General features: G+C 67.2%; 24 protein-coding genes. 12 read left to right on the top strand and 12 right to left on the bottom strand.

Annotated elements, in window-relative coordinates:
* Positions 1–5 precede the first annotated feature (5 nt).
* Entirely contained in the window at positions 6–449 is a 444-nt protein-coding gene (locus VSR34_RS26345) for a hypothetical protein (RefSeq protein WP_028211512.1), read from the bottom strand.
* 164 nt (positions 450–613) lie between these two features.
* On the opposite strand from VSR34_RS26345, the gene cydX reads away from it, so the two are divergent.
* Together cydX and VSR34_RS26335 are read left to right on the top strand one after the other, a co-directional pair.
* Positions 614–787 carry a cytochrome bd-I oxidase subunit CydX gene (gene cydX / locus VSR34_RS26340; protein WP_051381430.1) on the top strand — a complete coding sequence of 58 codons (174 nt, stop codon included), beginning with the start codon at positions 614–616 and terminating at the stop codon, positions 785–787.
* Complete coding sequence (locus tag VSR34_RS26335; RefSeq protein ID WP_028211511.1) at positions 784–1,395, top strand: ATP-binding protein; 612 nt, start codon at positions 784–786, stop codon at positions 1,393–1,395. The genes cydX and VSR34_RS26335 overlap by 4 nt, the downstream gene beginning before the upstream one ends.
* A 4-nt stretch (positions 1,396–1,399) precedes the next feature.
* Here the strand turns inward: VSR34_RS26335 and VSR34_RS26330 are convergent, their stop codons facing one another.
* Both VSR34_RS26330 and VSR34_RS26325 read right to left on the bottom strand, forming a co-directional pair.
* Positions 1,400–2,503, bottom strand: a complete 1,104-nt coding sequence (locus VSR34_RS26330) for a saccharopine dehydrogenase C-terminal domain-containing protein (RefSeq protein WP_342963999.1) — start codon at positions 2,501–2,503, stop codon at positions 1,400–1,402.
* Positions 2,504–2,708: 205 nt separating this feature from the next.
* Complete coding sequence (locus VSR34_RS26325; RefSeq protein WP_028211509.1) at positions 2,709–3,173, bottom strand: Lrp/AsnC family transcriptional regulator; 465 nt, start codon at positions 3,171–3,173, stop codon at positions 2,709–2,711.
* A gap of 235 nt (positions 3,174–3,408) precedes the next feature.
* On the opposite strand from VSR34_RS26325, the gene VSR34_RS26320 reads away from it, so the two are divergent.
* Both VSR34_RS26320 and VSR34_RS26315 read left to right on the top strand, forming a co-directional pair.
* Positions 3,409–3,960, top strand: coding sequence for a Spy/CpxP family protein refolding chaperone (locus VSR34_RS26320; protein ID WP_342963998.1), 552 nt, complete (start codon positions 3,409–3,411; stop codon positions 3,958–3,960).
* Positions 3,961–4,195: 235 nt separating this feature from the next.
* Positions 4,196–4,630 carry a PGDYG domain-containing protein gene (locus VSR34_RS26315; protein ID WP_342963997.1) on the top strand — a complete coding sequence of 145 codons (435 nt, stop codon included), beginning with the start codon at positions 4,196–4,198 and terminating at the stop codon, positions 4,628–4,630.
* Positions 4,631–4,689: 59 nt separating this feature from the next.
* Here the strand turns inward: VSR34_RS26315 and VSR34_RS26310 are convergent, their stop codons facing one another.
* The 8 genes from VSR34_RS26310 to VSR34_RS26275 form a co-directional block, all read right to left on the bottom strand.
* On the bottom strand, positions 4,690–5,055 hold the full coding sequence (locus VSR34_RS26310) for a DUF3022 domain-containing protein (protein WP_028211506.1): 366 nt from the start codon (positions 5,053–5,055) through the stop codon (positions 4,690–4,692).
* 35 nt (positions 5,056–5,090) lie between these two features.
* Positions 5,091–5,900 (bottom strand): YhfC family intramembrane metalloprotease, encoded by an 810-nt coding sequence (locus VSR34_RS26305; RefSeq protein ID WP_342963996.1) that lies wholly within the window; start codon positions 5,898–5,900, stop codon positions 5,091–5,093.
* Between the two features lie 170 nt (positions 5,901–6,070).
* Positions 6,071–7,159 (bottom strand): substrate-binding domain-containing protein, encoded by a 1,089-nt coding sequence (locus VSR34_RS26300; protein ID WP_042288869.1) that lies wholly within the window; start codon positions 7,157–7,159, stop codon positions 6,071–6,073.
* Positions 7,156–8,121: a D-glycerate dehydrogenase gene (locus tag VSR34_RS26295; protein ID WP_028231279.1), complete on the bottom strand. Its 966-nt coding sequence runs from the start codon at positions 8,119–8,121 to the stop codon at positions 7,156–7,158. The genes VSR34_RS26300 and VSR34_RS26295 overlap by 4 nt, the downstream gene beginning before the upstream one ends.
* Before the next feature lie 21 nt (positions 8,122–8,142).
* Complete coding sequence (locus tag VSR34_RS26290; RefSeq protein ID WP_028211502.1) at positions 8,143–9,426, bottom strand: MFS transporter; 1,284 nt, start codon at positions 9,424–9,426, stop codon at positions 8,143–8,145.
* A 113-nt stretch (positions 9,427–9,539) separates the two neighbouring features.
* Complete coding sequence (locus VSR34_RS26285) at positions 9,540–10,523, bottom strand: sugar kinase (protein WP_342963995.1); 984 nt, start codon at positions 10,521–10,523, stop codon at positions 9,540–9,542.
* Between the two features lie 53 nt (positions 10,524–10,576).
* Positions 10,577–11,365, bottom strand: coding sequence for a TIM barrel protein (locus VSR34_RS26280; protein ID WP_028211500.1), 789 nt, complete (start codon positions 11,363–11,365; stop codon positions 10,577–10,579).
* Positions 11,366–11,510: 145 nt separating this feature from the next.
* Positions 11,511–12,443 (bottom strand): LysR substrate-binding domain-containing protein, encoded by a 933-nt coding sequence (locus tag VSR34_RS26275; protein ID WP_028231278.1) that lies wholly within the window; start codon positions 12,441–12,443, stop codon positions 11,511–11,513.
* 126 nt (positions 12,444–12,569) lie between these two features.
* Between VSR34_RS26275 and VSR34_RS26270 the strand changes: the two genes are divergently transcribed.
* The 6 genes from VSR34_RS26270 to VSR34_RS26245 all read left to right on the top strand — a co-directional run bounded on the left by VSR34_RS26270 (position 12,570) and on the right by VSR34_RS26245 (position 19,054).
* Entirely contained in the window at positions 12,570–13,643 is a 1,074-nt protein-coding gene (locus VSR34_RS26270) for a YeiH family protein (protein ID WP_028211498.1), read from the top strand.
* A 258-nt stretch (positions 13,644–13,901) separates the two neighbouring features.
* Positions 13,902–14,636 (top strand): glutathione S-transferase, encoded by a 735-nt coding sequence (locus VSR34_RS26265; RefSeq protein ID WP_028231277.1) that lies wholly within the window; start codon positions 13,902–13,904, stop codon positions 14,634–14,636.
* A gap of 163 nt (positions 14,637–14,799) precedes the next feature.
* Positions 14,800–16,545: a ClcB-like voltage-gated chloride channel protein gene (locus tag VSR34_RS26260; protein WP_028211496.1), complete on the top strand. Its 1,746-nt coding sequence runs from the start codon at positions 14,800–14,802 to the stop codon at positions 16,543–16,545.
* Between the two features lie 140 nt (positions 16,546–16,685).
* Positions 16,686–18,035, top strand: coding sequence for a C45 family peptidase (locus tag VSR34_RS26255; RefSeq protein ID WP_342963994.1), 1,350 nt, complete (start codon positions 16,686–16,688; stop codon positions 18,033–18,035).
* A gap of 247 nt (positions 18,036–18,282) precedes the next feature.
* Positions 18,283–18,555: a hypothetical protein gene (locus VSR34_RS26250; RefSeq protein ID WP_028211494.1), complete on the top strand. Its 273-nt coding sequence runs from the start codon at positions 18,283–18,285 to the stop codon at positions 18,553–18,555.
* A 268-nt stretch (positions 18,556–18,823) separates the two neighbouring features.
* Complete coding sequence (locus tag VSR34_RS26245; RefSeq protein WP_028211493.1) at positions 18,824–19,054, top strand: DUF2795 domain-containing protein; 231 nt, start codon at positions 18,824–18,826, stop codon at positions 19,052–19,054.
* 27 nt (positions 19,055–19,081) lie between these two features.
* Here VSR34_RS26245 and VSR34_RS26240 read toward each other — a convergent pair whose 3' ends face one another.
* Positions 19,082–19,699 carry a TetR/AcrR family transcriptional regulator gene (locus VSR34_RS26240; protein WP_028211492.1) on the bottom strand — a complete coding sequence of 206 codons (618 nt, stop codon included), beginning with the start codon at positions 19,697–19,699 and terminating at the stop codon, positions 19,082–19,084.
* A 244-nt stretch (positions 19,700–19,943) separates the two neighbouring features.
* Here VSR34_RS26240 and VSR34_RS26235 point away from each other — a divergent pair, with 244 nt between their 5' ends.
* Both VSR34_RS26235 and VSR34_RS26230 read left to right on the top strand, forming a co-directional pair.
* Positions 19,944–21,119, top strand: a complete 1,176-nt coding sequence (locus tag VSR34_RS26235; RefSeq protein ID WP_342963993.1) for an efflux RND transporter periplasmic adaptor subunit — start codon at positions 19,944–19,946, stop codon at positions 21,117–21,119.
* Positions 21,116–24,328, top strand: a complete 3,213-nt coding sequence (locus tag VSR34_RS26230) for an efflux RND transporter permease subunit (protein ID WP_342963992.1) — start codon at positions 21,116–21,118, stop codon at positions 24,326–24,328. Before VSR34_RS26235 ends, VSR34_RS26230 begins: the two co-directional genes overlap by 4 nt.
* Positions 24,329–24,330: the final 2 nt, after the last annotated feature.

Raw genomic sequence — 24,330 nt, 5'->3', positions numbered from 1 at the left:
GCAACCTACTGCGCGACGCGCCGAATGCCGATGCGATGATCCTTGTCGAATGTAACGCTCGCACGGTTCGAATAGCGCGGATCCACGAGGAAACGCAGTTCGAGCACGGGATCGAACTGCGTCGTCACGCCGATGCGGTGAATACCGGGCTTGAGGTAGAACGTGACGTGCTCGCCGTCCATCAGGTCGGTGACGGGCTCGCCGTCGATGTAGACCGGCGCGTCGCGGAACTTCACGATGACGTTGCGCGTGCGCTCGCGGCGCACGTCCACGGCGACGAGGCCCTCGCCCGCCTCCGTATAGCCTGGCCGCAAGATACGCTCGGCCGGCACGGCCTTGAATGGCTGCGCCGGCGCAGGTTCTTCGGCACAGCCGCCGAGCCCGAGCACCGTCACAGTGGTTAGCGCCGCTACGGCGGCGATGCATGCAAGCAACCTGCGCGATGGCATGGGCGCTTTCCCCTTGTCTTGCCTGGCCTTCGGTGGCTTCGTTGGCTTCGTTGCCCGGTTCGGGCCCATGATATCCGCACGGGCGCGTCGTGCCGATGATCGATGTTATATGCTTCGGAGATCGCGCGACAGCGCGCAACATGAGCGTAGGGGAGGCAAAAGCGATGTGGTACTTCTCGTGGATCCTCGGCATCGGCGTGGCGCTCGGCTTCGGCATCATCAACGTGATGTGGCTCGACGCCAACGGCAAGTTCCTCGACGGGCACGGCCCGGGCGGCGCGGAAAAAGCCGGCTCCCAGCAGGCCGACACGCAGCGGGGCGAGGCACCCCGCCCGTGACGCGACTGGTTTTCCTCTGCGGCCACGCCGGAACCGGCAAGACGTCGCTCGCCAAACGCCTGTTCGGCCCGCTCGCGCGCGAGACCGGCGAGCCGTTCTGCCTGCTGGACAAGGACACGCTTTACGGCCGCTATAGCGCGGCCGCGATGGGCGCGCTCACGCAGGACCCGAACGACCGCGACAGCCCCCTCTTCTTGCAGCATCTACGCGACCCCGAGTACCAGGGGCTCATCGACACCGCTCGCGAGAACCTCGAACTGGGGGTGAGCGTGCTCGTGGTGGGACCGCTCTCGCGGGAAGTGCGCGATCGCAAGCTGTTCGATCGCGCGTGGCTGAATGTCGGACCGCAGGTTGCGATCACCGTGGTGTGGATCCATACGAGCGAGGAAACGGCGCACGAGCGCATCATCGCGCGGGCGCATCCGATCGACGCCTACAAGCTCGCTCACTGGGACGAATACCGGAAGCGGCGCTTCATGCCGTCGGGGGCGCAGCTCGACGGTCTCATCCTGTTCGACAACACCGCGCCCGCCGAAGCCGACTACGATGCGTTGCTGCAGCGCATCGTATCGGCTGGCAGGCCAGGCACAGGACAGTCAGCGCCGTAAGCCGTCAGGCCGGCACCTTTGCGCGAGCCTCGAGCGTCGAGCCTTCGTACACCTGGCCGAAGCGGTTCGCGAGGAACTGCTGGAGCGAGACCTGCTCCTGACGCACGAATCCGGCTTGCGGCAGGCGCTTTTCGCGGAACAGGTCGAGCACGGCGCACATCGCGCCGGCCGTGGTGATCTGGATCGCGCTCATCGGCACGCCGCACACCGTCTTCGCGAAGATCTTGCGCGTGAACACTTCCTGGACGAGCTTGCCATCGCGCATGCCGGTGACGGTCATGAAGATGAGCACGACATCCTGCTCGGTGGCGGGCACCGAGCGGCGCATGATGGCCTTGAGCGTGTCGCGGTCGCTCGAAAGGCGCAGGTCTTCGAGCAGGAACTGCATGAGCGCGCGATGGCCCGGATACCGCACCGACTTGTAGTCGAGCGACTCGACTTTGCCCGAAAGCGTCTCGCAGAGCGTGCCGAGGCCACCCGACGTATTGAATGCTTCGTACTCCACGCCGTCGAGCGAGAAATGCTCGAGACCCTCCAGCGGCTGCACCCACTGCGTGCGCCCGTCGCGAATCGCTTCGCATGGCTGACAATATTCGTTGATCAGGCCGTCCACGCTCCACGTGAGGTTGTACTTGAGCGCGTTGGTGGGGAACTGCGGCAACGCACCCACGCGCATCTTGACGTCGCGGATTTCCGTGAAGCGGCTCGCGAGCGCGTGGGCCGCAATGCCGATGAAGCCGGGCGCCAGGCCGCATTGCGGCATGAAGACATGATCGGCGCCATCGGCCAGCGTGCGGATTGCGTGGGTGGCGCGCACGTCCTCGGTCAGATCGAAGTAATGGACACCCGCGCCTTTCGCCGCCGAAGCGACGTTCACCGCCAGGTAATACGGCAGCGCGTTGATGAGCACGTCATAGCCTTCGAGCGCGCCGCGCAGCGCGGCGGCGTCGCCGGAATCGACACGCGCGGTCGGGATGCCCTGCGCCGCGAGCGGCTCGAGCGCTTTCGCATCGCGGTCGAACGCGGCCACTTCGTAGTCGCCGCTTTCGCGCAGCATATGGGCAATGGTGTGGCCGATCAAACCGGCGCCTGCAATTGCGACTTTCATGTCCTCTCCTTTGGTTTTCTATGCTTGGGGATGGGCAGCGCCCGCTCAAACACAGTCTAGGGAGAGTCAAAAACGGTTCCTAGATGCAAAACGATGCGCTACGACCGCAGTTTTCGTCATTCTGACCATGAACTTCGTCGGAATGTCGAAAAGCGCGGATTTCGATGCGCAACGCGCCGCTTTTCAGCCGCGACGGCATCCCACTTCAGCCCGTCACGGAACCGCGATCGATCTTGCGCGCGAGCACGATGGACGTGGTCGTGCGCTCCACGCCCGGGATGCCGCCGATCTGGTCGAGCAGGTCGTTGAGCCGGTCGGGCGAATCGGCGCGCAGCCATGCAACGTAGTCGTACTCTCCGCTCACCGCGCAGAGCAACTGCACTTCGGGCATCTTGCCGAGCCGCTTTTGCACGTCCGGCCCGTGGCGCGGCGCGATGATGAGCCCCACCCACGCCTGCAGGCTCGCATCGAGCACGTCCTGGCCGAGCCGCACGCCATAACCGGCTATCACCTGCGTGCGCTCGAGGCGCGCGATCCGCGCGAGCACGGTGGTGCGCGCGACGCCGAGGCGCCGCGCGAGATTCGCAACGCTCTCACGGGCGTTTTCCTGCAGCAGCGCAACGAGGCTGCGGTCGAGGTCGTCGAGTTGATCGAGGCGCGGGGGTCTCATCGGGAGGCGGTCGGTATCGGTAGTCGGAAGGCGGACATTATCGCGCGAGGCCAGGCGCGTCGTGTCCCATGCGCGACGGGTATTTCCACGCGTTTCGTTTGTAAGCAAGTGTCGCAGCCGGGGCGTAGCGAAGCGATAACGTGATACTAATAGCGGCTGCAGCCGTTCTGGCCGTGCTATCGCTACGAAACACCCGCTACGAAACACCCGCTACGAAACGATTCGAGGAGTCACAATGAAAAAAGCGCTTGTCATCCTTGCCGCCTCGCTCTCGATGAGCGGCGCGTTCGCGCAAAGCGCCGCGCCTGCCGCTTCGGCCACCGTCGCGGCCGCATCGAGCGCCGATGTGCGCGCCGCGCAGCATCAGCAGCGTGTCGAGGAGCGCATCACGTGGCTGCACACGCAGCTCAAGATCACGCCCGAGCAGGAGCCGCAGTGGAAGACGTTCGCCGACGTCATGCGCAGCAACGGCCAAACCATGGGCGCGCTCTACAAGCAGCGCATGGAAACCGAAAACACGCGCAACGCACTCGACGACATGAAGCAGTACGCGCAGATCGCCCAGGCGCACGCCGAAGACATGCAGAAGCTCGTCACCGCATTCGAGCCGCTCTACACGAGCCTTTCGCCCGAGCAAAAGAAGCTCGCCGACCAGACCTTCCGCCACGGCCACGAGCATGAGCATGGCCAGTCGGGCAAAGCGACGAAGCCGAAGCACAAGAGCAAGTCTTCGCCAGGCGCCGCGGCAAGCGACGCCGAGCCGGCCAGCACGCCGGCTGCGCAGTAAAGCCCCGCAGTTAAGTCTCGCAGTTAAGTCTCGCAGTTAAGTCTCGCAGTTAAGCCCGGCATTCGGTCCGAGGCGGGCGCAGCGCCCCGTCGATCGGCCCGGCGCCCGTGCTGCCATTCGTGCGCGGCAGTCCAATCCAGGTTACCCTTGCGGGCCACGCGACGGACCGGCGCACTCGCCCGTCCGTCGCTTCCCTGGAACACGACTTTTGGGAAGCAGGTCCGCTGCTGCCACCATGATTGAACTGACCCAACTCGACCTGCGCGGCGACGCCGCCGCCCAGCGCGTCGTCAAGGACGAAACCGTGAGCGTCGAGTTCGCGGCGCTTGCCGGCGAACTGATGAGCCTCGAAGGCCCGAACCGCTATGCGCCTGGCGACGCGATCATCACCGGGTCGACCGGCGACCGCTGGGTCGTCTCGCGCGAACGCTTCGACGCGAAATACCTGCCGGCCAGCGATGCGCTCCCCCACGGCGAAGCAGGCGCGTATCGCAATCGCCAGGTCGTGGTGCTCGCAAAGCGCATGGACGAACCCTTCACGCTCGTGCGCTCGGCCGGCGGCGACCGCCTGAGCGGCGTGGCCGGCGACTGGGTCATGCAATACGCGCCTGGCGACTACGGCGTCGTGCAGGCCGCCCGTTTCGCCAAGGTCTACCGCCTCGCCGACTGAGCCTCTGGCGATCACGGAGCGGGCGCGCCGCGCCCCTTCCTTCGTCGCTTCAAGCAACCTCAGGCAAATTCTTCGTCCAGCGCGATCGTCACCTCGCGCGGCACGTCCTCGCCCTTCGCGTGCTGTTCCTCGAGTGATTCGATCGTCGCCTCCACGTAGGCGCGCAGCACGGCGAAGCTGCGGCCGCGCAGCCGCGGCGGCAACGCACGATAGCGGGCGAGCGCGGCGGGCGCGAGCGCGATGGTCAGCACCATGCGGCGCGCCTTCGAGCCGAAGCGCATGGCAACCCAATGCACGGCCAGTTGCGGCACGCCTTCTTCACTTCGTTCTTCGGCAAAGCGCGTCTGCTCGGGGAAGATGTCGGCGATCACACGTGCGAGCTCATCGAATTCGGGGCTCGCGCATTCAAACAGATAGGCTTCCATTGACGCCAGAAAAGTGAGTGATGGAACACGCGCGCTCACGCGGCGCGCGCAACGCGCCGCTCGCGGCGGCACGTCCTGAAAAGCGCGACGGCGACCACGGCAGCCGCCACCGCATAAAAGCCGTCCACGGCCGCGAGCGGCGCGAGACGCGCCTGGTACATCGCGGCGGGCACGTCGATGAGCGCGTGCACCAGAATCGCGAGCGGCAGAATCCCCTTCCATCCCGCCCGCACGCCGCGCCACATCAGCACCGACAATGCGATCTGGAACACGAATGCCGCCGTGCGCTCGATCGCGAACACGCCCGCGAAAAGCGGCGAAAGGCTCGAAAGAATCAGATGCACGCGCAGGACAGAGTCCAGCGTGAGGTTGGAAAGGTGCTCGTCTAGATTGCCGCGATTGGCGAGCACCGCGAACACGATCCATTGCAGTTGCACGAGCACGCCGACGAACCACGCCTCCGCACCGGCATGGCCGATACCGTAGCCGAACGCGGCGCTGTCTGCGGGGATGTTGGGCTTGCGCGCAGCGCGGCGCTCGATGAGGCGCATGGCGATATAACGCCCGACTTCCTCGCACACGCCCGCGGCGAACGCGCCGTACAGGACGAAGAAGACGGGATTCGCCATCAGTTGCGCGGTGGCGGCGTTCCCGTGCAGCACGTAGTCGTTGAGGGCACGCTCGATCACAGCCGCGAAGAACGCGAAGACGGCGACGCCCGCGATCGTATCGCGCCAGTCGAGCGCGAGCGGCTGGCGCAACCGGCGATAGAGCGATACGGGCAAGGCGGCGACGAACAGCGTCGCGAGCGAGAGGCAGACGAGCGTGATCGGGGCTACGGACATGGGCTTCCTTATGACGTTCGGCACGCATCGACGCGCACCGCAGCCCGAATGATCGCAGATATCGGCCACGGCGCGCAGCCCTGGCGGCGCGGCGACGTGCGTCTAGTGTCCATTGCGTGGTTTCCTGCCGCGCGGTCCATGCACAAAAGGCGTTCTGGCTGCCGCTGTAATCACCCTAATGTCGACGCCCTCACCACGAGCTCGCCCTCGAACGCCGCCGAGCGGGCCGCGAGGGCGGCACCCTCGATGCGTTCGTGCAAGAACTCCACCGCGCGGTAGCCTATCTCGCGCGTCGGCTGGCGTATCGTGGTGATGCCGGCAAGCTCGGCCCAGTCGGGATCGTCGATGGCGATGAGCGCCACGCGCTGCTGCCAGTGCGCGCCGAGCGCCGCCTTCAGATGGAGCGCAAGGCGCAGCGCCACCGGCGCGTTCGCCGCGAATAGCGCGCAGCGCGCCCCGCTTGCGGCGGCGCGGGCCAGACGGGCATCGAGCGCCGCGAGCGAGATTTGCACAGCCGCTTCGTCCTGCAGATCGAGCACGTGCGTGAGGCCGCGTGCCGCTCCCCCGGAGGCCTGCATCGATTCGCGAAACGCCGCTTCGCGTTCGCGCCGCGAGCTGACCTGCGCGAACGGCTGCACGACGAACACGATGTCGTGGTAGCCGCGCGACAGGAGATGCTTCGTGCCAAGATGCACGGCCGCCGCGTTGTCGAGACCGACCATATCGGCATCGAGACCGTCTACGGTCCGGTCGATCAGCACGGCGGGAATGCCGCCGCCGCCCACGGGTTTGAGCATCGACTCGCGCACGCCGAGCGCGTTGACGATCACGCCTTCCACGCGATACGTCGTGAGCAACTGGAGATAGCGCCGCTCCATTTCAATCTCGTTCGCCGCGTGGCAGATGAGCGGCATGTAGCCGAGCGCATGACATGCGGCCTCGACGCCCTGGAGCACCTCCACCGAATAGGGATTGGCGAGATCCGCGAGCAACAGGCCGAGCAACCGGTTGCGCCCACGCTTGAGCCCGCGCGCCATCTGGTTGGGGCGATAGTCGAGGCGCTCGATCGCCGCTTCGATGCGTGCGCGCAAATCGGGCGATAGCACGCCCAGCTCGCCGTTCAGATAGCGCGAGATGCTGGTCTTGCCGGTGCCGGCCTCACGCGCCACATCGCTGATGGTGGCGCGGCGCGCAGGCGCGGCCCCAGCGCGCTTTTCCGCACCATCCACGCCATCGGGGCGCCCCGGTCCCGCGCTCATCGCGCGAGCACCTCGCGGTTGACGATGTTCACGTCGAGCGTGCCTGCGAGCGCCGCGACGAGGTTCCGGGCCGCGCAGCGCGCCATGGCGTGGCGTGTCTCGTGCGTGGCGGAACCGATGTGCGGCAGCGCCACCACGTTGGGCATGCGCAAAAGCGGTGAAGCGGGATCGACCGGCTCGTGCTCGAACACGTCGAGGCCCGCGCCGTGGATCGTGCCCGCTTCGAGCGCCGCGATCAACGCCGGCTCGTCGACGGTCGCGCCGCGCGAGGCGTTGATGAGAATCGCGCTCCTTTTCATCTTCCTGAGCTCTTCGGCACCGATCAGGTGACGCGTGGCCGCGGTGAGCGGCACCTGGAGGCAGACGAAATCGGCGCTCGCGAGCAGTTCGTCGAGCTCGACGCGGCGCGCGCCATAGTTGCGCTCGGCGGCTTCGTTCGGACTGCGGTTCGTGTAGAGCACCCTCATGTCGAAGCCGAGCGCCGCGCGCCGCGCGACGGCGCCGCCGATGCGTCCGAGCCCCACGATGCCGAGCGTTTTACCCTGCACCTCCACGCCGTATTGCGCGGGCCCGATACTGCCCTTCCAGTGCCCCGCCTTGACCCAGTCGGCCAGCTCGACCACGCGGCGAGCGCTCGCGAGGATGAGCGAGAACACGGTGTCGGCCGTCGATTCGGTCAGCACGTCGGGCGTGTGTGCGAGCACGATCCCGCGCTTCGTGAGATCGGGCACGTCGAACTGGTCGTAGCCCACCGAAATCGTGGAGAGCGCCCTCACGCGCGAGCCCTCCAGCATGTCGGGCGTGATCTTCACGCTCGCACCGATCGCGCCGTCGGCGTCCTTGAGCGCGGCGGCCAGCGCGCCGGGCGCGTCGGCGTCGACAGTTACGACTTCGGCGTGCTCGCGCAGGTAGTCGGCCACATCGGCGGGCACGGCTTTGTAGACAACGATTTTCTGCTTCATGGGTCAGCCAGGTGATGTGCGTTATTTGCCGTGAACCGCCGTGGCGTAGCCACGCGCGGCCTCGCGCTGCGGCTTGACGGCGAGCGTGAGGCCGACCGAAACGAGCAGCGCCGCGCTCATGAACGCATAGGATGCCGCAGGCGAGCCCGTCGCGCCATTCAGATAGCCGACCACATAAGAACCGACGAACGAGCCGAGCGCGCCCATGCTGTTGATGAGCGCCATCGCGCCGCCTGCCACGTTCTTCGGCAGCAGCTCGGGCACGATCGCGAAGAACGGGCCATACGGCGCGTACATCGCCGCGCCCGCCACCACGAGCAGCGCGTACGAGACCCAGAAGTGCGTCGAGCCGAGCGCGTACGAACCCGCGAAGGCGAGCGCGCCGACCAGCAGGAACGGCCACACGAAGGCGCGGCGGTTGTCGAGCTTGTCCGAGGCCCACGAGGCGGCGAGCATGGCGATGGTCGCCGCGAGATACGGCATGGCGGAAAGCCAGCCGGTCTCGACCATGCCGAGCGCCGAGCCGTTCTTCACGATCGAGGGCAGCCACAGCACGAAGCCGTATACGCCGATGCTCCAGCAGAAGTACTGCGCCGAGAGCAGCATCACGGCCGGTGTGCGAAACGCTTCGGCGTAATTGCGCACCGGCTTGATGGCGGCCTGCTCGGCGCGCATCGCGGCGTCGAGCACGCGCTTTTCATCGTCGGAGAGCCAGCTCACCTGCGCGGGCTTGTCGCGCACGAGGAACCACCAGCACACGGCCCACAGGATGGCGGGCGCGCCTTCGGCGATGAACATGTGGCGCCAGCCGAACGAGTGCACGAGATAGCCGGAGACGACCGACATCCACAGCACCGTGACCGGGTTGCCGAGGATGAGGAACGTATTGGCACGCGAGCGTTCGGACTTCGAGAACCAGTTGCTGATGAAGATGAGCATGGCTGGCATCACGGCGGCCTCGACCACGCCAAGCACGAAGCGGATCGCCATGAGCGACGGAATGTTCGTGACGACGCCCGTGAGCGCGGCGCAGCCGCCCCAGAGCACGAGGCTCACGAACACGAGCGTGCGCACGCTGCGGCGTTCGGCGTACACGGCGCCCGGCAGCTGAAAGAAGAAATAACCGAGGAAGAACAGCGCGCCGATCAGCGAGGAGAGCCCCGGGCTGATGCCGAGATCCTTGTTGATGCCGGCCGCCGAGGCGAAACCGTAGTTGGCGCGGTCGAGGTAGGCAAGGCTGTACGTGATGAACACGATCGGCATGATTGCCCACCAGCGGCGCGGTGCGAGCGAGGTTGAGGTCATCGGTGTCTCCAGTTGAACGGGGCCTGGCACCGGCAGTGCTGCCCTCTTGTTTCATGTCGGTTGGCGCACGCCTAGCGAATTCGCTCCGCGTTGCGCCGCTTTTTACCGCTCTGCTACGCTGCGGCCACGGCGGCAGTGCCCGCACGCGGCTGCGCGCCTTCGAGCGCATCGAGCTGCGCACGCGTCGGCAAGCCTTCCGAGTCGCCGATCACCTGCACGGCCAGCGCGCCAATCCGATTGCCGCGCGCGACCGCTTCGGCCAGCGCGCGCCCTTCGAGCAGCGCGCTCACCACGCCCACGGCGAAGCCGTCGCCGGCGCCCACCGTATCGACCACGCGCTCGACGCGCTGCGCCGCCACGCGGCCCTGCTCGCCGTCTGCGCTCGCGTAGTACGCGCCCTGGGCGCCAAGCTTCACGATCACCGCGCGCGCGCCGCGCGAAAGATAAAACCGCGCGATCGCTTCGGGATCGTCCGAGCCCGTCAGCACGCGGCCTTCGCCCACGCCCGGCAACACCCAGTCGGCGAAACTCGCGAGTTCGTTGAGCGTGGCGACCATCTCGGCCTGCGAGCTCCACAGCGTCGGGCGCAGGTTCGGGTCGAACGAGATCGTGCGGCCCGCGGCGCGCATTTCGCGCGCGAGCTTGAACGCGAGTTCGCGCGACGACACGGAGATCGCGGGCGCCACGCCGCTCAGGTGCAAATGGCGTGCGCCGAGCACGTAATCGGCCTGGTAGTCGCTGGTCGAGAGCTGGCTTGCCGCGGAGCCTCGGCGGAAATATTCGATGGCCGGATCACTGCCGTCGTCGTTCTTCGACTTGAGCTGGAAGCCGGTCGGAAAGCGGGAATCGGTAGTCACGCAGCGCGCGTCGACGCCTTCGTGCGCGAGCACGTCGCGCACGAACTGGCCGAACGAGTCGGCGCCCACGCGGCTCATCCAGCCCACCTTGAAGCCAAGGCGCGCGAGGCCGGTCGCGACGTTGAGCTCCGCGCCCGCCGCGCGCTTCGTGAAGTGCCCGACCTGGGCGAGCGGCCCCGGCTCGGTGGCGACGAACATCGCCATCGCTTCGCCGTAGGTGATGACATCGAGTGTGGTCATGAGGCGATCCTGAATCGTATGCGTGGTCTGGGGACGTTGGCGGTGCGCTTCGCTCAAGCGGCGGCGAGCCACTCGACGTAGTGGGCGGCGGCGTCGGCAACGCGCGCAGGGTCGAACGGGAATTCGATGCCGCGCGGCACGTGGCCGGGCAGCAACGCCAGGGCGGCGCGGCACAGGGGGTCGTCGTCGGCTGGTGCGGTGACGAAACGGCGCGCGCCCTCGCCCGCCACGGCCTTGCAGTGGATGTACTCGACGTGCGGCGCGAGCGCCGCGGCCGCGAGCAGCGGCGGCTCGCCCGGCCATTGCCAGTTGCCGATATCGAACGTCATCGCGATCACGCCGCCCGCGCCGCCGTCGCGCAACGCGTTGAAGAGATCGATGAACTGGGCGAGCTTGCCGCCCTGCTCGAGCTGGCCGTTCTCGACGACGACACGAGGGCCGTCGCCCGCTTCACCGGTACGCGCGCCGAGCTGTTCGAGCAGAGCCGCGAGGCGCGCCGCGTGAGCATCGCCGGAGAAACCACCCAGTTGCAGCTTGACGAAACGCGCCCCGAGCGCGCGGCCCGCAGCGACCGCCGCGCTGAGCGCCGCTTCGTCGAGCGCACCGTCCTCGCCATAGAGCGAGTCCGGCGTGGACCAGACGCGCCACAAACCCTCGCCCGCAAGCGCGAGACCGAGCGCGCGCAGCGCTTCGGGCTGCACTTGCGCATCGTCCATCAACTCGCGGCGCACCTCGAAGGCCTGCGCGCCCGCGCGCCGCGCCGTCCGGCTCCACGCCGCATGCCCGTCGCGCCAGATTGCCTGCGCGCCGAACGCGCTCGCCACGATTGCCACTTCCGCCATTGCCCTGTTCCTCTGCCTGCTTTCGGCGCGCCGCTTTCTTGGAACCGGTTCCAAACCCAGTCCGAAAAAAAGCGCCTGCGCGCCGGGTGATTTCGTCGGATAGTGCGCGCTGGCCGTTGAGCGCGCCATTCTGGATTGCCCTGGGTCAGGCGGACGGCACCCCGGGGATATCGGCGAGACACAGCTCGAGAAAGCGCTGCGCGACGCGCGAAGCCGCGCCCGCATGCGGCACGAGGATCGAGAACCGCCGTGCAAGCGGTTCGGGGCCAAGACGGATTTGCCGCAAGGCGCCGTCCTCATGGCGCATCGACATCGCGGAGACGAAGCCGATGCCCATGCCCGCCCGCACGGCCTCCTTCACGCCCTCCACGCCAGCGATCTCCAGCGCCACGCGCATGGGCACCCCCACTCGCGCGAACGCGCGCTCGACCACCTGGCGCACGCCCGAGCCGTCTTCACGCAAGACCAGCGGCCACTCGGCGAGCGCTTCCACGGTGATCGACGGCATCGGTACGCCGGGCTCGCCTTGCGCGTCCGCCTGCTGCGACGCCAGCGCGTGCGAGCGGGGCACGATAGCGACGATCTCGTCTTCGAGCCACGGATGCACAGCCGTGTCGGGCGGCAACTGCTCGCCCACCGGCCCTTCGATCAGCGCGATATCGACTGCGCCGAGCATGCTCACCACGTCGCTCGTGTTGCCGCTCGAAGTTTCGAGCTTGACGTGCGGATAGTGCGCGTGGAATTGCGCGACGAGGTAGGGGAGCCGGTAGCTCGCGGGCGTGGTGGTCGCGCCGATGCGCAGCGTGCCGCGCTCGAGGCCCCGCAGCGCGTCGCGGTAAGCAAGCGCGTCGCGCCACGTGTCGCGCAAGCGGGCCGCATAGCCCGCGAGTTGCGCCCCCGTGGGTGTCAGGCGCACGCCGCGGCCGTCGCGCTGGTAGAGCGGCTCCCCGATCTCCTCCTGCAAGAGCCGCAACTGGCCTGATACGGCCGGCTGCGACAAATGCAGCGCCAGCGCCGCGCGACTGATGTTGAGGTGCTCGGCGACAGCAGCGAAAGTTATCAGTTGTTCCGGGGTCATCGCGGTGAATCATCGTGTTGACCTATATATTACTTCACAAATGACGATTTTTCATATCGATATACCTAAATTAGGATTAGGCCATTCGATAGCGACCGGTTCGCTACCCCATTTGTCGAGGCCGCCATGTCTTCCCCCACTTTTGCGCATTCGTTGCCGTCCACACGCGGGCAACTCAACGGCGTGCTGTTCGTCGCGCTCTTCGCGGCGGCCGTCACCAGCATTGCATCGCTCCCCGCCATCGCCGGGCTCGGCATGAGCCCACTGATCGTCGGCATCGTCGCGGGCGCGATCTACGGCAACGCGCTGCGCGATGGCCTGCCAGAAAGCTGGGCCGCCGGCGTGAACTTCTCCGCACGCAAGCTGCTGCGCATCGCGGTGGCGTTCTTCGGCCTGCGCGTGAGCCTTCAGGAAATCGCCCAGGTGGGCGTGCCGGGGCTCGTCGAATCGGCGGTGATCGTCGTGAGCACGCTCGTCATCGGCACCTGGGTCGGCATGAAGCTTCTGAAACTCGACCGCGACACCGCCATCCTCACGGCGGCGGGCAGCGCGATCTGCGGCGCGGCGGCCGTGCTTGCGTTCGAATCCACGCTCCAGTCCAAGCCGCACAAGAGCGCCGTGGCCGTGGGCACCGTCGTGCTGTTCGGCACGCTTTCGATGTTCCTCTACCCGTTGCTGTTCCGCGCGGGTTGGCTCCATCTGGATACGCTCGGCGCCGGGCTCTTCTTCGGCGGCACGATTCACGAAGTCGCCCAGGTCGTCGGCGCGGCGAGCAACGTGAGCCCGGAAGCCACCCACATCGCCACCATCGTCAAGATGACGCGCGTGATGCTGCTCGTGCCGGTGCTGCTCGTGCTCGGCGTGTGGCTCAACCGCGCGGCGCGCAGCAAGGCGCAAGCCGGCGACCACGCCGCCCACGGCGGCGCGCGCAAGCTCGCGGTGCCCTGGTTCGCGCTCGGCTTCCTCGCGCTCGTGATCGTGAATTCGCTCCACGTGCTGCCCGAATCGGCCACCCACGCGATCAATACGCTCGACACCTTCGCGCTCACCATGGCGATGACGGCCCTCGGCATCGAGACGCGCGTCTCGCAGATCCGCCAGGCCGGCCCGCGGGCGCTGACCGCCGGTTTCATCATCTACCTCTGGCTGGTCGGCGGTGGTCTCGCGATCACCTGGGGCGTGCAACGCCTGTTCGGATGACCGCGCGCCGATGGGCGGCGCAGCGCCCTCCGCCGCCCCGCCCGAACCCCTATGCGCCGGTGCTTCCGGCCGCTCGCCCCGTCTGCCACGGGGCATTTTGCGTTTCTACGTACGTCCGCATTGGGCCAGGTGCCGAACGCGCGTCACGCGCAAACCAGGCGCAACGGTTGCGAGCGATACTGTGCGCGGCTGTGCGCCCGGCGTGCAACCGCTGCGCAGCCCGTGAAAAGCACGGCAATCGAAGCAAGGGGACGACCGATGGCATACGAGCTCTATTACTGGGACGGCCTGCAGGGCCGGGGCGAATTCGTGCGGCTCGCGCTGGAAGAGGCACAAGCGCCGTATGTGGACGTCGCGCGCGGCGAGAAGGAGGACGGCCTGGGTATCGGCGCGATGATGAGCGAGCTGGAGAGCAGCGGGCCATACCCGCCCTACGCGCCGCCCTTTCTCAAGGACGGCGACCTCATCGTCCCGCAAACGGCCAACATCCTTTTCTACCTCGGCCCGAAGCTCAAGCTCGCGCCGCGCGACGAGGGCTTGCGCATCGTCGCCAATGGCCTGCAGCTCACGATCGCCGACCTCGTGACCGAGGTGCACGACACGCATCACCCGATCGCGAGCGGCCTCTACTACGAGGACCAGAAGGACGCCGCGAAGGCGCGAGCGGCGGATTTCATCGCGCATCGCATGCCGAAATTCATGCGCTATTTCGAGCGCGTGCTCGCGCAGAATCCGGATGGCCCGCGCCACATGGTGGGCAACGCGCTCAGCTACGTCGATCTCTCGATGTTTCAGATCGTCGAGGGGCTGCGCTACGCGTTCCCGAAAGCGACGAAGCATTTCGCGGACCACTATCCGCATGTCGTCGCGCTGCGCGACGCCGTGGCCGAACGCCCGCATATCGCCGCCTATCTCGCCTCGGAGCGGCGGCTGCCGTTCAACGAAACCGGCATCTTCCGGCACTACCCCGAACTCGACCGCGCCGCGCGCTGAATGCGCGCGCACCGTGGGATACGAGCGCAGCCGCTCGTGCTCGTAATAGCGCACGCGCCGCGCCGTTGTCGCGGCGCGCCTGTTATTCTTGCCGCCGCGCGCGCTGCATCACGAGCCCTGCGCACGCGCGGCTTTCTTTCACCTGTTACCTGGCCCGCCCGCCGTGCTGTCATTCCTCCTGAAACTGCGCACCCGCGCCCGCGATCTTTTTCGCCTGTCCGACGCCCACACGATGCTCATCTGGTCGGTCATCGTCGGCATGGCGGGCGCGTTTGCGACCGTGATCTTTCGCGAAGGCATCGCGTATGTGCAGAGGCTCTTCACGGGCATGGAAGGCGGCCTCGTCGAAATGGCGCGGCAGCTGCCGTGGCACCATCGCATCTGGATGCCCGCCGTGGGCGGTTTCATCGCCGGCTGCCTGCTGGTCGTCGCAAGACGCGAGTCGCCCGGCAACGGCCAAAAGCCGCTGCACACCGACTACATCGAGGCCGTGGCGATCGGCGACGGTGTGATGCCGGTCGGCAAGAGCATCTGGCGCAGCCTCTCGTCGCTCTTCACGATCGCGAGCGGCGGCTCGATCGGCCGTGAAGGCCCGATGGTGCAGCTCGCCGCGCTCGCCGCCTCGCTGGTCGGCCGCTGGGTCCACTTCGATCCGTCGCGGCTGCGCCTGCTCGTCGCGTGCGGCGCGGCGGCCGGTATCACATCGGCGTACAACGCGCCCATCGCGGGTGCTTTCTTCGTGACCGAGATCGTGCTCGGCGCCATCGTCATGGAGAGCTTCGGGCCGATCGTGGTCGCCTCCGTGGTCGCCAACATCACGATGCGCGAGTTCGCGGGCTACAAGCCGCCGTATGAAATGCCGGTGTTTCCGGCGGTGACCGGTGTCGAGGTGCTGCTCTTCGTGGCGCTCGGCCTGCTCTGCGGGGCGCTCGCCCCGCAGTTCCTCGTGATGCTGGACACGGCGAAGAAAGGCTTCGGCCGCATCCACGCGCCGCTGCCCGTGAGGCTCGCGCTCGGCGGCCTCGTGGTCGGCATTCTCTCCGTATGGACGCCCGAGGTGTGGGGCAACGGCTATAGCGTCGTGAACTCCATCCTGCACTCGCCCTGGACCTGGACCGCGCTCGCCACGGTACTCGTTTTCAAGCTCGTCGCCACTGCCGCGACGGTCGGCTCCGGCGCCGTGGGCGGCGTGTTCACGCCTACGCTCTTCGTGGGCGCCGTGCTCGGCTGCCTGTTCGGCCAGGGCATGCACGCGCTCTGGCCCGACGGCACCTCCGCTTCGTACGCCTATGCGATGGTGGGCATGGGCGCGTTCCTCGCGGGCGCCACCCAGGCGCCGCTCATGGCGATCCTGATGATCTTCGAGATGACGTTGAGCTATCAGGTGGTGCTGCCGCTCATGCTCTCGTGCGTGGTGGCGTATTTCGTCGCGCGCGCGACCGGCAAGGCGTCGATGTACGAGATCACGCTCCATCGCAATCGCGAGGAAGCCGAGCGCATGCGCTTGCGCATGACGCAGATGCGCGAGCTCGTGCGCCCCGCGCAAACGGTCGTGCGCGCAGACGCGACGGTGCAGGACATGACGCGCGTGTTCCTCGAATACCCGGTGAAGTACCTGTACGTGACCGATGAGACGGGGCGCTTTCTCGGCGCGGTCGCGCTGGCCGACATCACCTCGGACCTGCTGCAAAAGCGCGACACCACGGACAAGCGCGCCCGCGACTACGTGAAGGCGACGTTCGACGTGCTCACGCCCGACATGCCGCTCGCCGTCGGCCTGCAGCACTTCATGTCCTTCCAGGGCGAACGCCTGCCCGTGGTCGAGAGCACGCGCGACCCGACGCTCGCGGGCGTGGTGTACAAGACCTCGCTGCTCGACGCCTATCAGCGCATGAACGCCGAGCGCTAGCCACGCGAGTGGCGTGGCAAAGCGCGGCGGATTTTCTAGAATTCAGAGGGAAACGCGCGGCGCGGCGCGCGCCGTGCGTGCGCGTACGGACACGTGCGCCAGAGGCCGTGAAAATCGACGCGGGGATGACCGGAGCGAAGATGAGCGAACCCTCACTCGAAGCCGTACGCCGCGACCATGCGGGCTGGATATTCGTGCACCTGCAGGGCGAGCCCTACGACCGGGGCGAGCAGCACGGCAAATTGCTCGCGAACGAGATCCGCAATGCGATCCGCACGGCGCGCTACCTCGCGAAGTGGGACACCGGCGAGGACTTCGACACGTTCATCAACGCAGCGGTCGTGCAGTTCGCGCCGCGCCTCGACACCGAATTCGCCGACGAAATCCAGGGCATCGCCGATGGCGCCGGACTCAAGTTCGCCGAAGTGCTCGCCTGGAATGGCTACATGGATCTGCTGCAGAGCTGGTGGCCGGTCCATTCTGCAGCGCAGCATGGACAGCCCGGCGTGCGTCCGTGGCGCGGGCGGCGCGGCCACCACTGCAGTGCGTTCATCGCCACGGGCAGCGCGACGCGCGACGGCCGCATCGTGATGGCGCACAACTCGTGGGACCGCTACGCGGCCGGCGACGCCTTCAACATCGTGTTCGATATCGTGCCCGACACGGGGCACCGCATCCTCATGCAGGGCCTGCCCGGCTGCATATCGAGCCTCACCGACTTCTGGATCAACAGCGCCGGCCTGATGGTGACGGAGACGACCATCTCGAACTTCGTCGGCTATCGCGCGAACGGCGCCCCCGAGTTCTACCGCTCGCGGCGGGCGACACAGTATGCGTCGAGCATTGGCGAGTGGTGCGAGATGTTCGCGCAGGCGAACAACGCGGGCTATGTGAACAGCTGGCTGATCGGCGACACCAAGACGGGCGAGATTGCGCGTTATGAACTGGGCTTGCAGCACGCCGGATTCGAAAGCACGAAAGACGGCTTCTATAGCGGCTTCAATGCGGCGACGGACCTCAAGATCCGCAACCAGGAATGCACCGGCGAGGCCGACGACTACATCGACGTGCGCCGTAACGGCGCGCGCCGCCTGCGCTTCATGCAGCTCGCCGAGGAGCACCACGGCGCGATCGACGCCGAACTCGCCAAGGCCATGATCGCCGATCACCACGACGTCTACCTCGAGCGCAGCGACAACCCGTGCTCGCGCACGATCTGCGGTCACCTCGAACTCGACGACGCGCGCTTTGGCGGCGCGGACCACGGACCGTTCAACCCGTGGGGCGCCAACGACGGCAAGGTGGTCGACAGCGAAATGGCGCGCGATCTCGCGTTCTGGGCACGCTGGGGCCATCCGTGCGGCCGCCCGTTCGACGCCCAGGCATTCATGCAGCGCCATCCGCAATGGAACTGGCTCAACGGCTATATGCGCGATCGCCCGTCGTGGCCCTGGACGCGCTTCGAAGCGCTGCGCCCGCCGCTTCTTTGAGCTTGCCTCGACCCGCCGCCGGCCACAAAAAGCACACGCGTTCGAGACGCGCCGGCGCATTTCCTGCCATTATGGTATTTCCGTATGCGCCTCGCGCAGATGAGCCGTCCATGCGGCTACTTGCGCCGGGCGTCGCGGCGCGCCGGCCGTCCCGGTCGGCGCGGCTGCCTGCGCCGCCGCCACGGCTGGCGGACGCGGTACGGCGCTTGCTGCGACCTGTGGGCCGCATGAGAAAGGAGGTCGAGCGATGAAAACCTCGACACTGATGACCACCGTGCTGTTGTCGGCGTCGTGTTTCGCCGCTCCGGTACGCACCGCGCAGGAGTCCCCGGTCGGCCAGGTCAGCGCGCACATACCGCTACCGACTGGACAGTCCCACGCCTACGACGCCCCTGTGGCGCCCCCCGCCCCCGACGTACCCGTTACCGCAAACGGTCGACAGCACTGGGAATACCTCACGCTGCCCAAATCACGCCGTCTCGACAAGACGCTGAGCCCGGACCTGCATGAACACACCTGAGCCTCTCCGGCGCGCGGCTGGCGCACCGGTTGCCAGCGAGCGCGGCGCAGCGGCAAACGAGCGGCGCGTGCGCGCGTCGCGACGGCGTGTGAGGTAGATTGTGTATGCTTGACCCGGAGCGCGAGCGCCGCGCGCTGCCAATCCCGCAGAGGTTCCGGACACGCTCCGGACGAGCGACGAACAAGCCGAATAAGCCAAACAATCCGAACAACGAACGAGACAACGACGCGGACCGCGCAAGCCGGAGCCCGCGCAAAGGATGCCACGCATGCCAGCCTCCCGCATTCCCGACGAACCGATCGATCTTCAATTCGCCGACGTGCTGCGCGAAGTGCGCTGGCCCGCCAACAAGGACGAACTCGTCGATGCCGCGCGCACGGCCGGCGCGAGCAACGAAGTGCTCGCCATCCTCGACGGCATGCCCGAGCAGGATTACCAGGACGTCGCGTCCGTCACGCGGCTGATCGGCAGCAACTACGGCCCTGGCCTCGGCGTCTGAGTCGTGCACGTCGAGCAGGTTCTTTGCTCACGCATCGCGACCGAATACCACCCGCGCGAAAAACTTCGCCAGTACAGCTTCGGCTACGGGCGGCGTGACGTGCTGCGGATCAGCTGTCGCAAGGAATTGCACCCCGTCGCAGAGGCCGATCAGCCCCACCGCGAGCAACTCCGGATCGAGGGGCACGGGCGTGCCCGCGCGCGCCGAAAACTCCTCGATGTACGCGGCAAGACTCTCGCGCTTTTCCTTCATGAAGGCGTTGAAGCGCACGCGAAAGCGCGGGTCGCGAGCGGCCAGCAGCTTGGCTTCCACCCACAGCAGGAAGGCCTTGTTGTCCTGTGGCATGCGGCTGTAATAGGTGAGCACGCGCGCCTCCATCTGCTCGCGGGAGGCCTCGGACTCGAAGATGCCCCGCAGGTCCGTCTGCATGGCATCGTGATCGCGCCGCAGCAATTCCACGAGCAGATCGGCCTTGCCGGAAAAGTTCGAATAAAACGCGCCGCGCGTGTACCCCGCCGCGAGCGCGATGTCCTCCACGCTCGTTCCTACGAATCCTTTTTTCATGAACAGGCCCTGCGCGGCATCTAGCAGGCGCTCGCGCGTCTGGTCGCGGCTTTGTTCACGGGTGAGTCGGATGCGCGTCATGGCGAGGGCTTCGTGATGTGTCGTGGGGGAGTCTAGCACCGAAACCTTCCTCGGATTCAGTAACGCATTCAGATACAAGGTTGTATTAGAATTCGGCTTGTCATCCCAGGTCCGGGTGCGGCACGAGCGCGCCGCACCCCCGGCTCAACGGCGGCGCAATCGGCAGGCTGGTTTTGCTGTCTGCGTGCGCGCAAGGCGTATCGAGGTCCAAGTGAATCGTTGCGGTTGTGGCGCATCGAGCAGAATGCGCAGTCATCCCGGTAAATCCAGCAAGGTGGCCGCTTCGCCGCTACTCAGTTCGCCACGGCATGCGCCGTGGCGCCACGCCGCCAACGCGCTGCTCGTGCTCGGCGTTGCGGCGCTTGGCGCGTGCGGCAACCGCAACGAAGCGCCGCCACCGCCGCGCCCGGTCGTCACGATGATCGTGCATCCCGACGGCGGCGGTGTGAGCCCCGTCTACCCCGGCGATATCCAGGCGCGCTACGCCACACCGCTTTCGTTTCGCGTGAACGGCAAGATCATCGAGCGCAGCGTGCGCCTCGGTGACAGCGTCAAGCCAGGGCAGACGCTCGCGCGGCTCGACCCGGCCGACTTCGAGAAAAACGCGGCCAGCGCGCAGGCCCAGCTCGACGCTGCGCAGCACCGCCTCGTGTTCGCGAAGCAACAGCTCGATCGCGATATCGCGCAGTCCGCGGCGAACCTCGTCGCCCGCGCGCAACTCGAACAAACGCAGGACGCTTACGCCTCGGCTGCCGCCCAGCGCGAAGCGGCGCAACAGCAGCTCGCGCTGTCCAGCAACCAGCTGCGCTACACGAGGATCGTCGCCGATCACGCCGGCGTCATCACGGCCGAAAACGCCGACACCGGCCAGAACGTGCAGGCCGGCCAGCCCGTCTATCAGCTCGCGTGGACAGGTGATGTCGACGTGGTGTGCGATCTGCCCGAGCGCGCCGTGGCGGCGCTGCACACGGGCGACGCCGCGCAGGTCACGCTCGGCGCGCTGCCCGGCCGCCACTACACGGCGCGCCTGCGCGAACTCGCGGCCGCGGCCGACCCGCAAAGCCGCACGTGGCGCGCGAGACTCACGCTAGAGCATCCCGATGCCGACGTTCGACTGGGCATGACCGCCAACGTCGCTTTCGCGGCGCCGAGCGAGGCCAACGGGCCGCCCGCGTTTACCGTGCCGTCCACCGCCCTCTTTCACGACGGCGCGGCGCCGGCCGTCTGGGTCGTGCACGCGCCCGACAACGTGCTGCAATTGCGGCGCGTGAGCGTCACGCGCTATGACGCGCGCACCATCACCGTTGCGCAAGGACTGCGGGACGGCGAGACTATCGTGCTGCAAGGCGTTCACACGGTTCACGCCGGCGAGCAGGTGCACCCGATCGCGCCGCTGCATCCCGAGGACTTCGCGTCATGAGCGCGGCGCAAGGCTCCGCACCTGGCTCCGCCGCTGGTTCCACCACCGGTTCCACCGCGCATACCGAACCCGGCGGCGCTCACGAAGAGGGGCGCTTCAATCTCTCGGCGTGGGCGCTGCGGCATCGGGCGCTCGTCACCTTCATCGTTGCGCTCGCTACGATCTTCGGCGCGCTCGCCTATACGCGGCTCGGGCAGTCGGAGGATCCTCCCTTCACATTCCGCGTGATGGTGATCCAGACCTTCTGGCCGGGCGCCACGTCGCGCCAGGTCGAGGATCAGGTGACGACCCGTATCGGCCGCAAGCTTCAGGAAACGCCGTATATCGACTTCCTGCGCAGCTATTCGCGGCCCGGCGAGTCGCTGGTGTTCTTCACGATGAAGGACTCCGCACCCGTGAGCGAAGTGCGCGAGACCTGGTACCAGGTGCGCAAGAAGGTAGGCGACGTCGCCCATACGCTGCCCCAAGGCGTGCAAGGCCCCTTCTTCAACGACGAGTTCGGCGACGTCTACACCAACATCTACGCGCTCGAGGGCGACGGCTTCTCGCCCGCCCAACTGCACGACTACGCAGACAAGTTGCGCGAGCAACTGCTGCGCGTGCCCGACGTCGGCAAGGTCGACTACTTCGGCGATCCGCAGCAGCGCATCTACATCGAGATACCGAACACGCAACTCACGCGCCTTGGCATCTCGCCCACGCAGCTGGGCCAGGTGATCGGCGCGCAGAACAGCGTCTCGCCCGCGGGCACGCTCACGACCGCCGACGACCGCGTGTACGTGCGCCCGAGCGGCCAGTACGAGGATCTCCATGGGCTTGCCGATACGCTGATCCGCGTGAACGACCGCACGTTTCGCCTCGGCGACATCGCCACGATCCGGCGCGGCTACGACGAGCCGCTCGCCACGCAGATGCGCTTCCAGAACCAGCCGGTGCTCGGCATTGGCCTCACGATGCAGCCGGGCGGCGACGTCGTCCGCCTCGGCAAGGCGCTCGATGTGCGCGTCGAGCAGTTGCGCGCGCAACTTCCTGTAGGGTTGAAGCTCGTCGAGGTATCGAGCATGCCCGACGCGGTCTCGCGCTCGGTGGACGACTTCGTCCAGGCCGTGGCCGAGGCCGTGGGCATCGTGCTGCTCGTGAGCCTCGTTTCACTGGGCGTGCGCACCGGCATGGTCGTCGTGATCACGATTCCCGTCGTGCTCGCCGTCACCGCGCTCACGATGTACCTCTTCGGCATCGGCCTGCACAAGGTCTCGCTCGGCACGCTCGTGCTCGCGCTCGGCCTGCTCGTGGACGACGCCATCATCTCGGTCGAGATGATGGCCGTGAAGCTCGCGCAGGGCTGGAACCGCACCCGCGCCGCCGCGTTCGCGTACACCAGCACCGCGTTCCCGATGCTCACAGGCACCCTCGTCACGGTTTCGGGCTTCTTGCCGATCGTGCTCGCGAGGTCGAGCACGGGCGAGTACACGCGCTCGATCTTCCAGGTGTCCGCCATCGCGCTGATCGCTTCGTGGTTCGCGGCCGTGGTGCTGATTCCGCTGCTCGGCTACCGGCTGCTGCCGGAGCGCAAGCGCGATCCGAACGCCATGGACACGGCACACGCCGCCCACGGCGAGGATCATGAGCACGATATCTACGACACGCGCTTTTACCGGCGCCTGCGCGGCTGGATCGGCTGGTGCATCGAGCGTCATCTCGTCGTGCTCGCGCTCACCGTCGCGCTCTTCGTGGCGGCGCTCGCTGCGTTCACGCTCGTGCCGCAGCAGTTCTTCCCGAGCTCCGACCGGCCCGAGCTGCTCGTGGATGTCCGCCTGCCCGAGAGCGCCTCGATCGATGCGACGCTGCGCCAGACAAAGCGCCTCGAAGCGGCGCTCGAGGGCCGCCCCGAGATCGACCATTTCATCGATTTCGTCGGCACGGGCGCGCCGCGCTTCTATCTGCCGCTCGACCAGCAGTTGGAGCAGCCCAATTTCGCGCAGTTCGTGATTACAGCGAAATCGGTGAAAGACCGCGAGAAGCTCGCGAGCTGGCTCGAACCCATGCTGCGCGAGCGCTTCCCTTCCATCCGCACGCGCCTCTCGCGGCTCGAGAACGGGCCGCCGGTCGGCTACCCGGTGCAGTTCCGCGTGAGCGGCGACGACATCCCCACCGTGCGCGAGATCGCCAACAAGGTGGCGGCGACGCTGCGCGACGACCCGCGCACCGACAACGTGAGCTTCGACTGGGACGAGCCCGCGGGGCGCTCGCTGCACTTCCAGATCGATCAGCAAAGGGCGCGCGCGCTCAATGTCTCGTCGCAGGACATCGCCAGCTTCCTGCAGATGACCCACTCGGGCTATACGGTCACGCAGTTTCGGGAACGCGACAAGCTCATCAGCGTCGATCTGCGCTCGCCCGCCGACGAGCGCGTCGATCCCGCCCGCCTGCTTTCGCTCGCCATGCCCACACCCAACGGAGCGGTGCCGCTCGGCGCGCTCGGGCACCTCGCCAACGATCTGGAGTACGGCGTGATCTGGTCGCGCGACCGGCAGCCCACCCTTACCGTGCAGTCCGACGTGCGCGCGGGGGCGCAAGGCATCGACGTCACGCATGCGGTCGAGCGGCAACTGGCGTCGCTCAGGCGCGCGCTGCCGCCCGGCTACCACATCGAGGTGGGCGGCTCCGTCGAGGAAAGCGTGAAGGGCCAGGCGTCGATCTTCGCGCAGTTGCCGGTGCTCGCCGTTGCCGTCCTCATGCTGCTCATGATCCAGCTGCAGAGCCTCACGCGCGTGCTGATGGTCGTGCTGACCGCGCCGCTCGGGCTGATCGGCGTCGTGATCGCGCTGCTCGCGTTCGGGCAGCCTTTCGGCTTCGTCGCCATGCTGGGCGTGATCGCGATGTTCGGGATCATCATGCGCAACTCGGTGATCCTCGTCGATCAGATCGAAACCGATATCCGCGCGGGGCACAAGCGCTTCGACGCCGTGGTGGGTGCGACCGTGCGCCGTTTCCGGCCGATCATGCTGACCGCGGCGGCCGCCGTGCTCGCGCTGATTCCGCTCCTGCGCTCCAACTTCTTCGGGCCGATGGCGACCGCGCTGATGGGCGGCATCACGATTGCGACCGTGCTCACGCTGTTCTTTTTGCCCGCGGCCTACGCTGCGGCGTTCCGGGTGCGCAGCAGCGAAACTGACGAGACCGGCAACGCGCCGGACGAGGCATCATGAAG

This window comes from Paraburkholderia sp. JHI2823 (assembly GCF_038900695.1).
Classification (GTDB): domain Bacteria; phylum Pseudomonadota; class Gammaproteobacteria; order Burkholderiales; family Burkholderiaceae; genus Paraburkholderia; species Paraburkholderia mimosarum.
The sequence above is the reverse complement of the archived record's forward strand: the minus strand, read 5'-3'. Positions and strand labels throughout refer to the sequence as shown.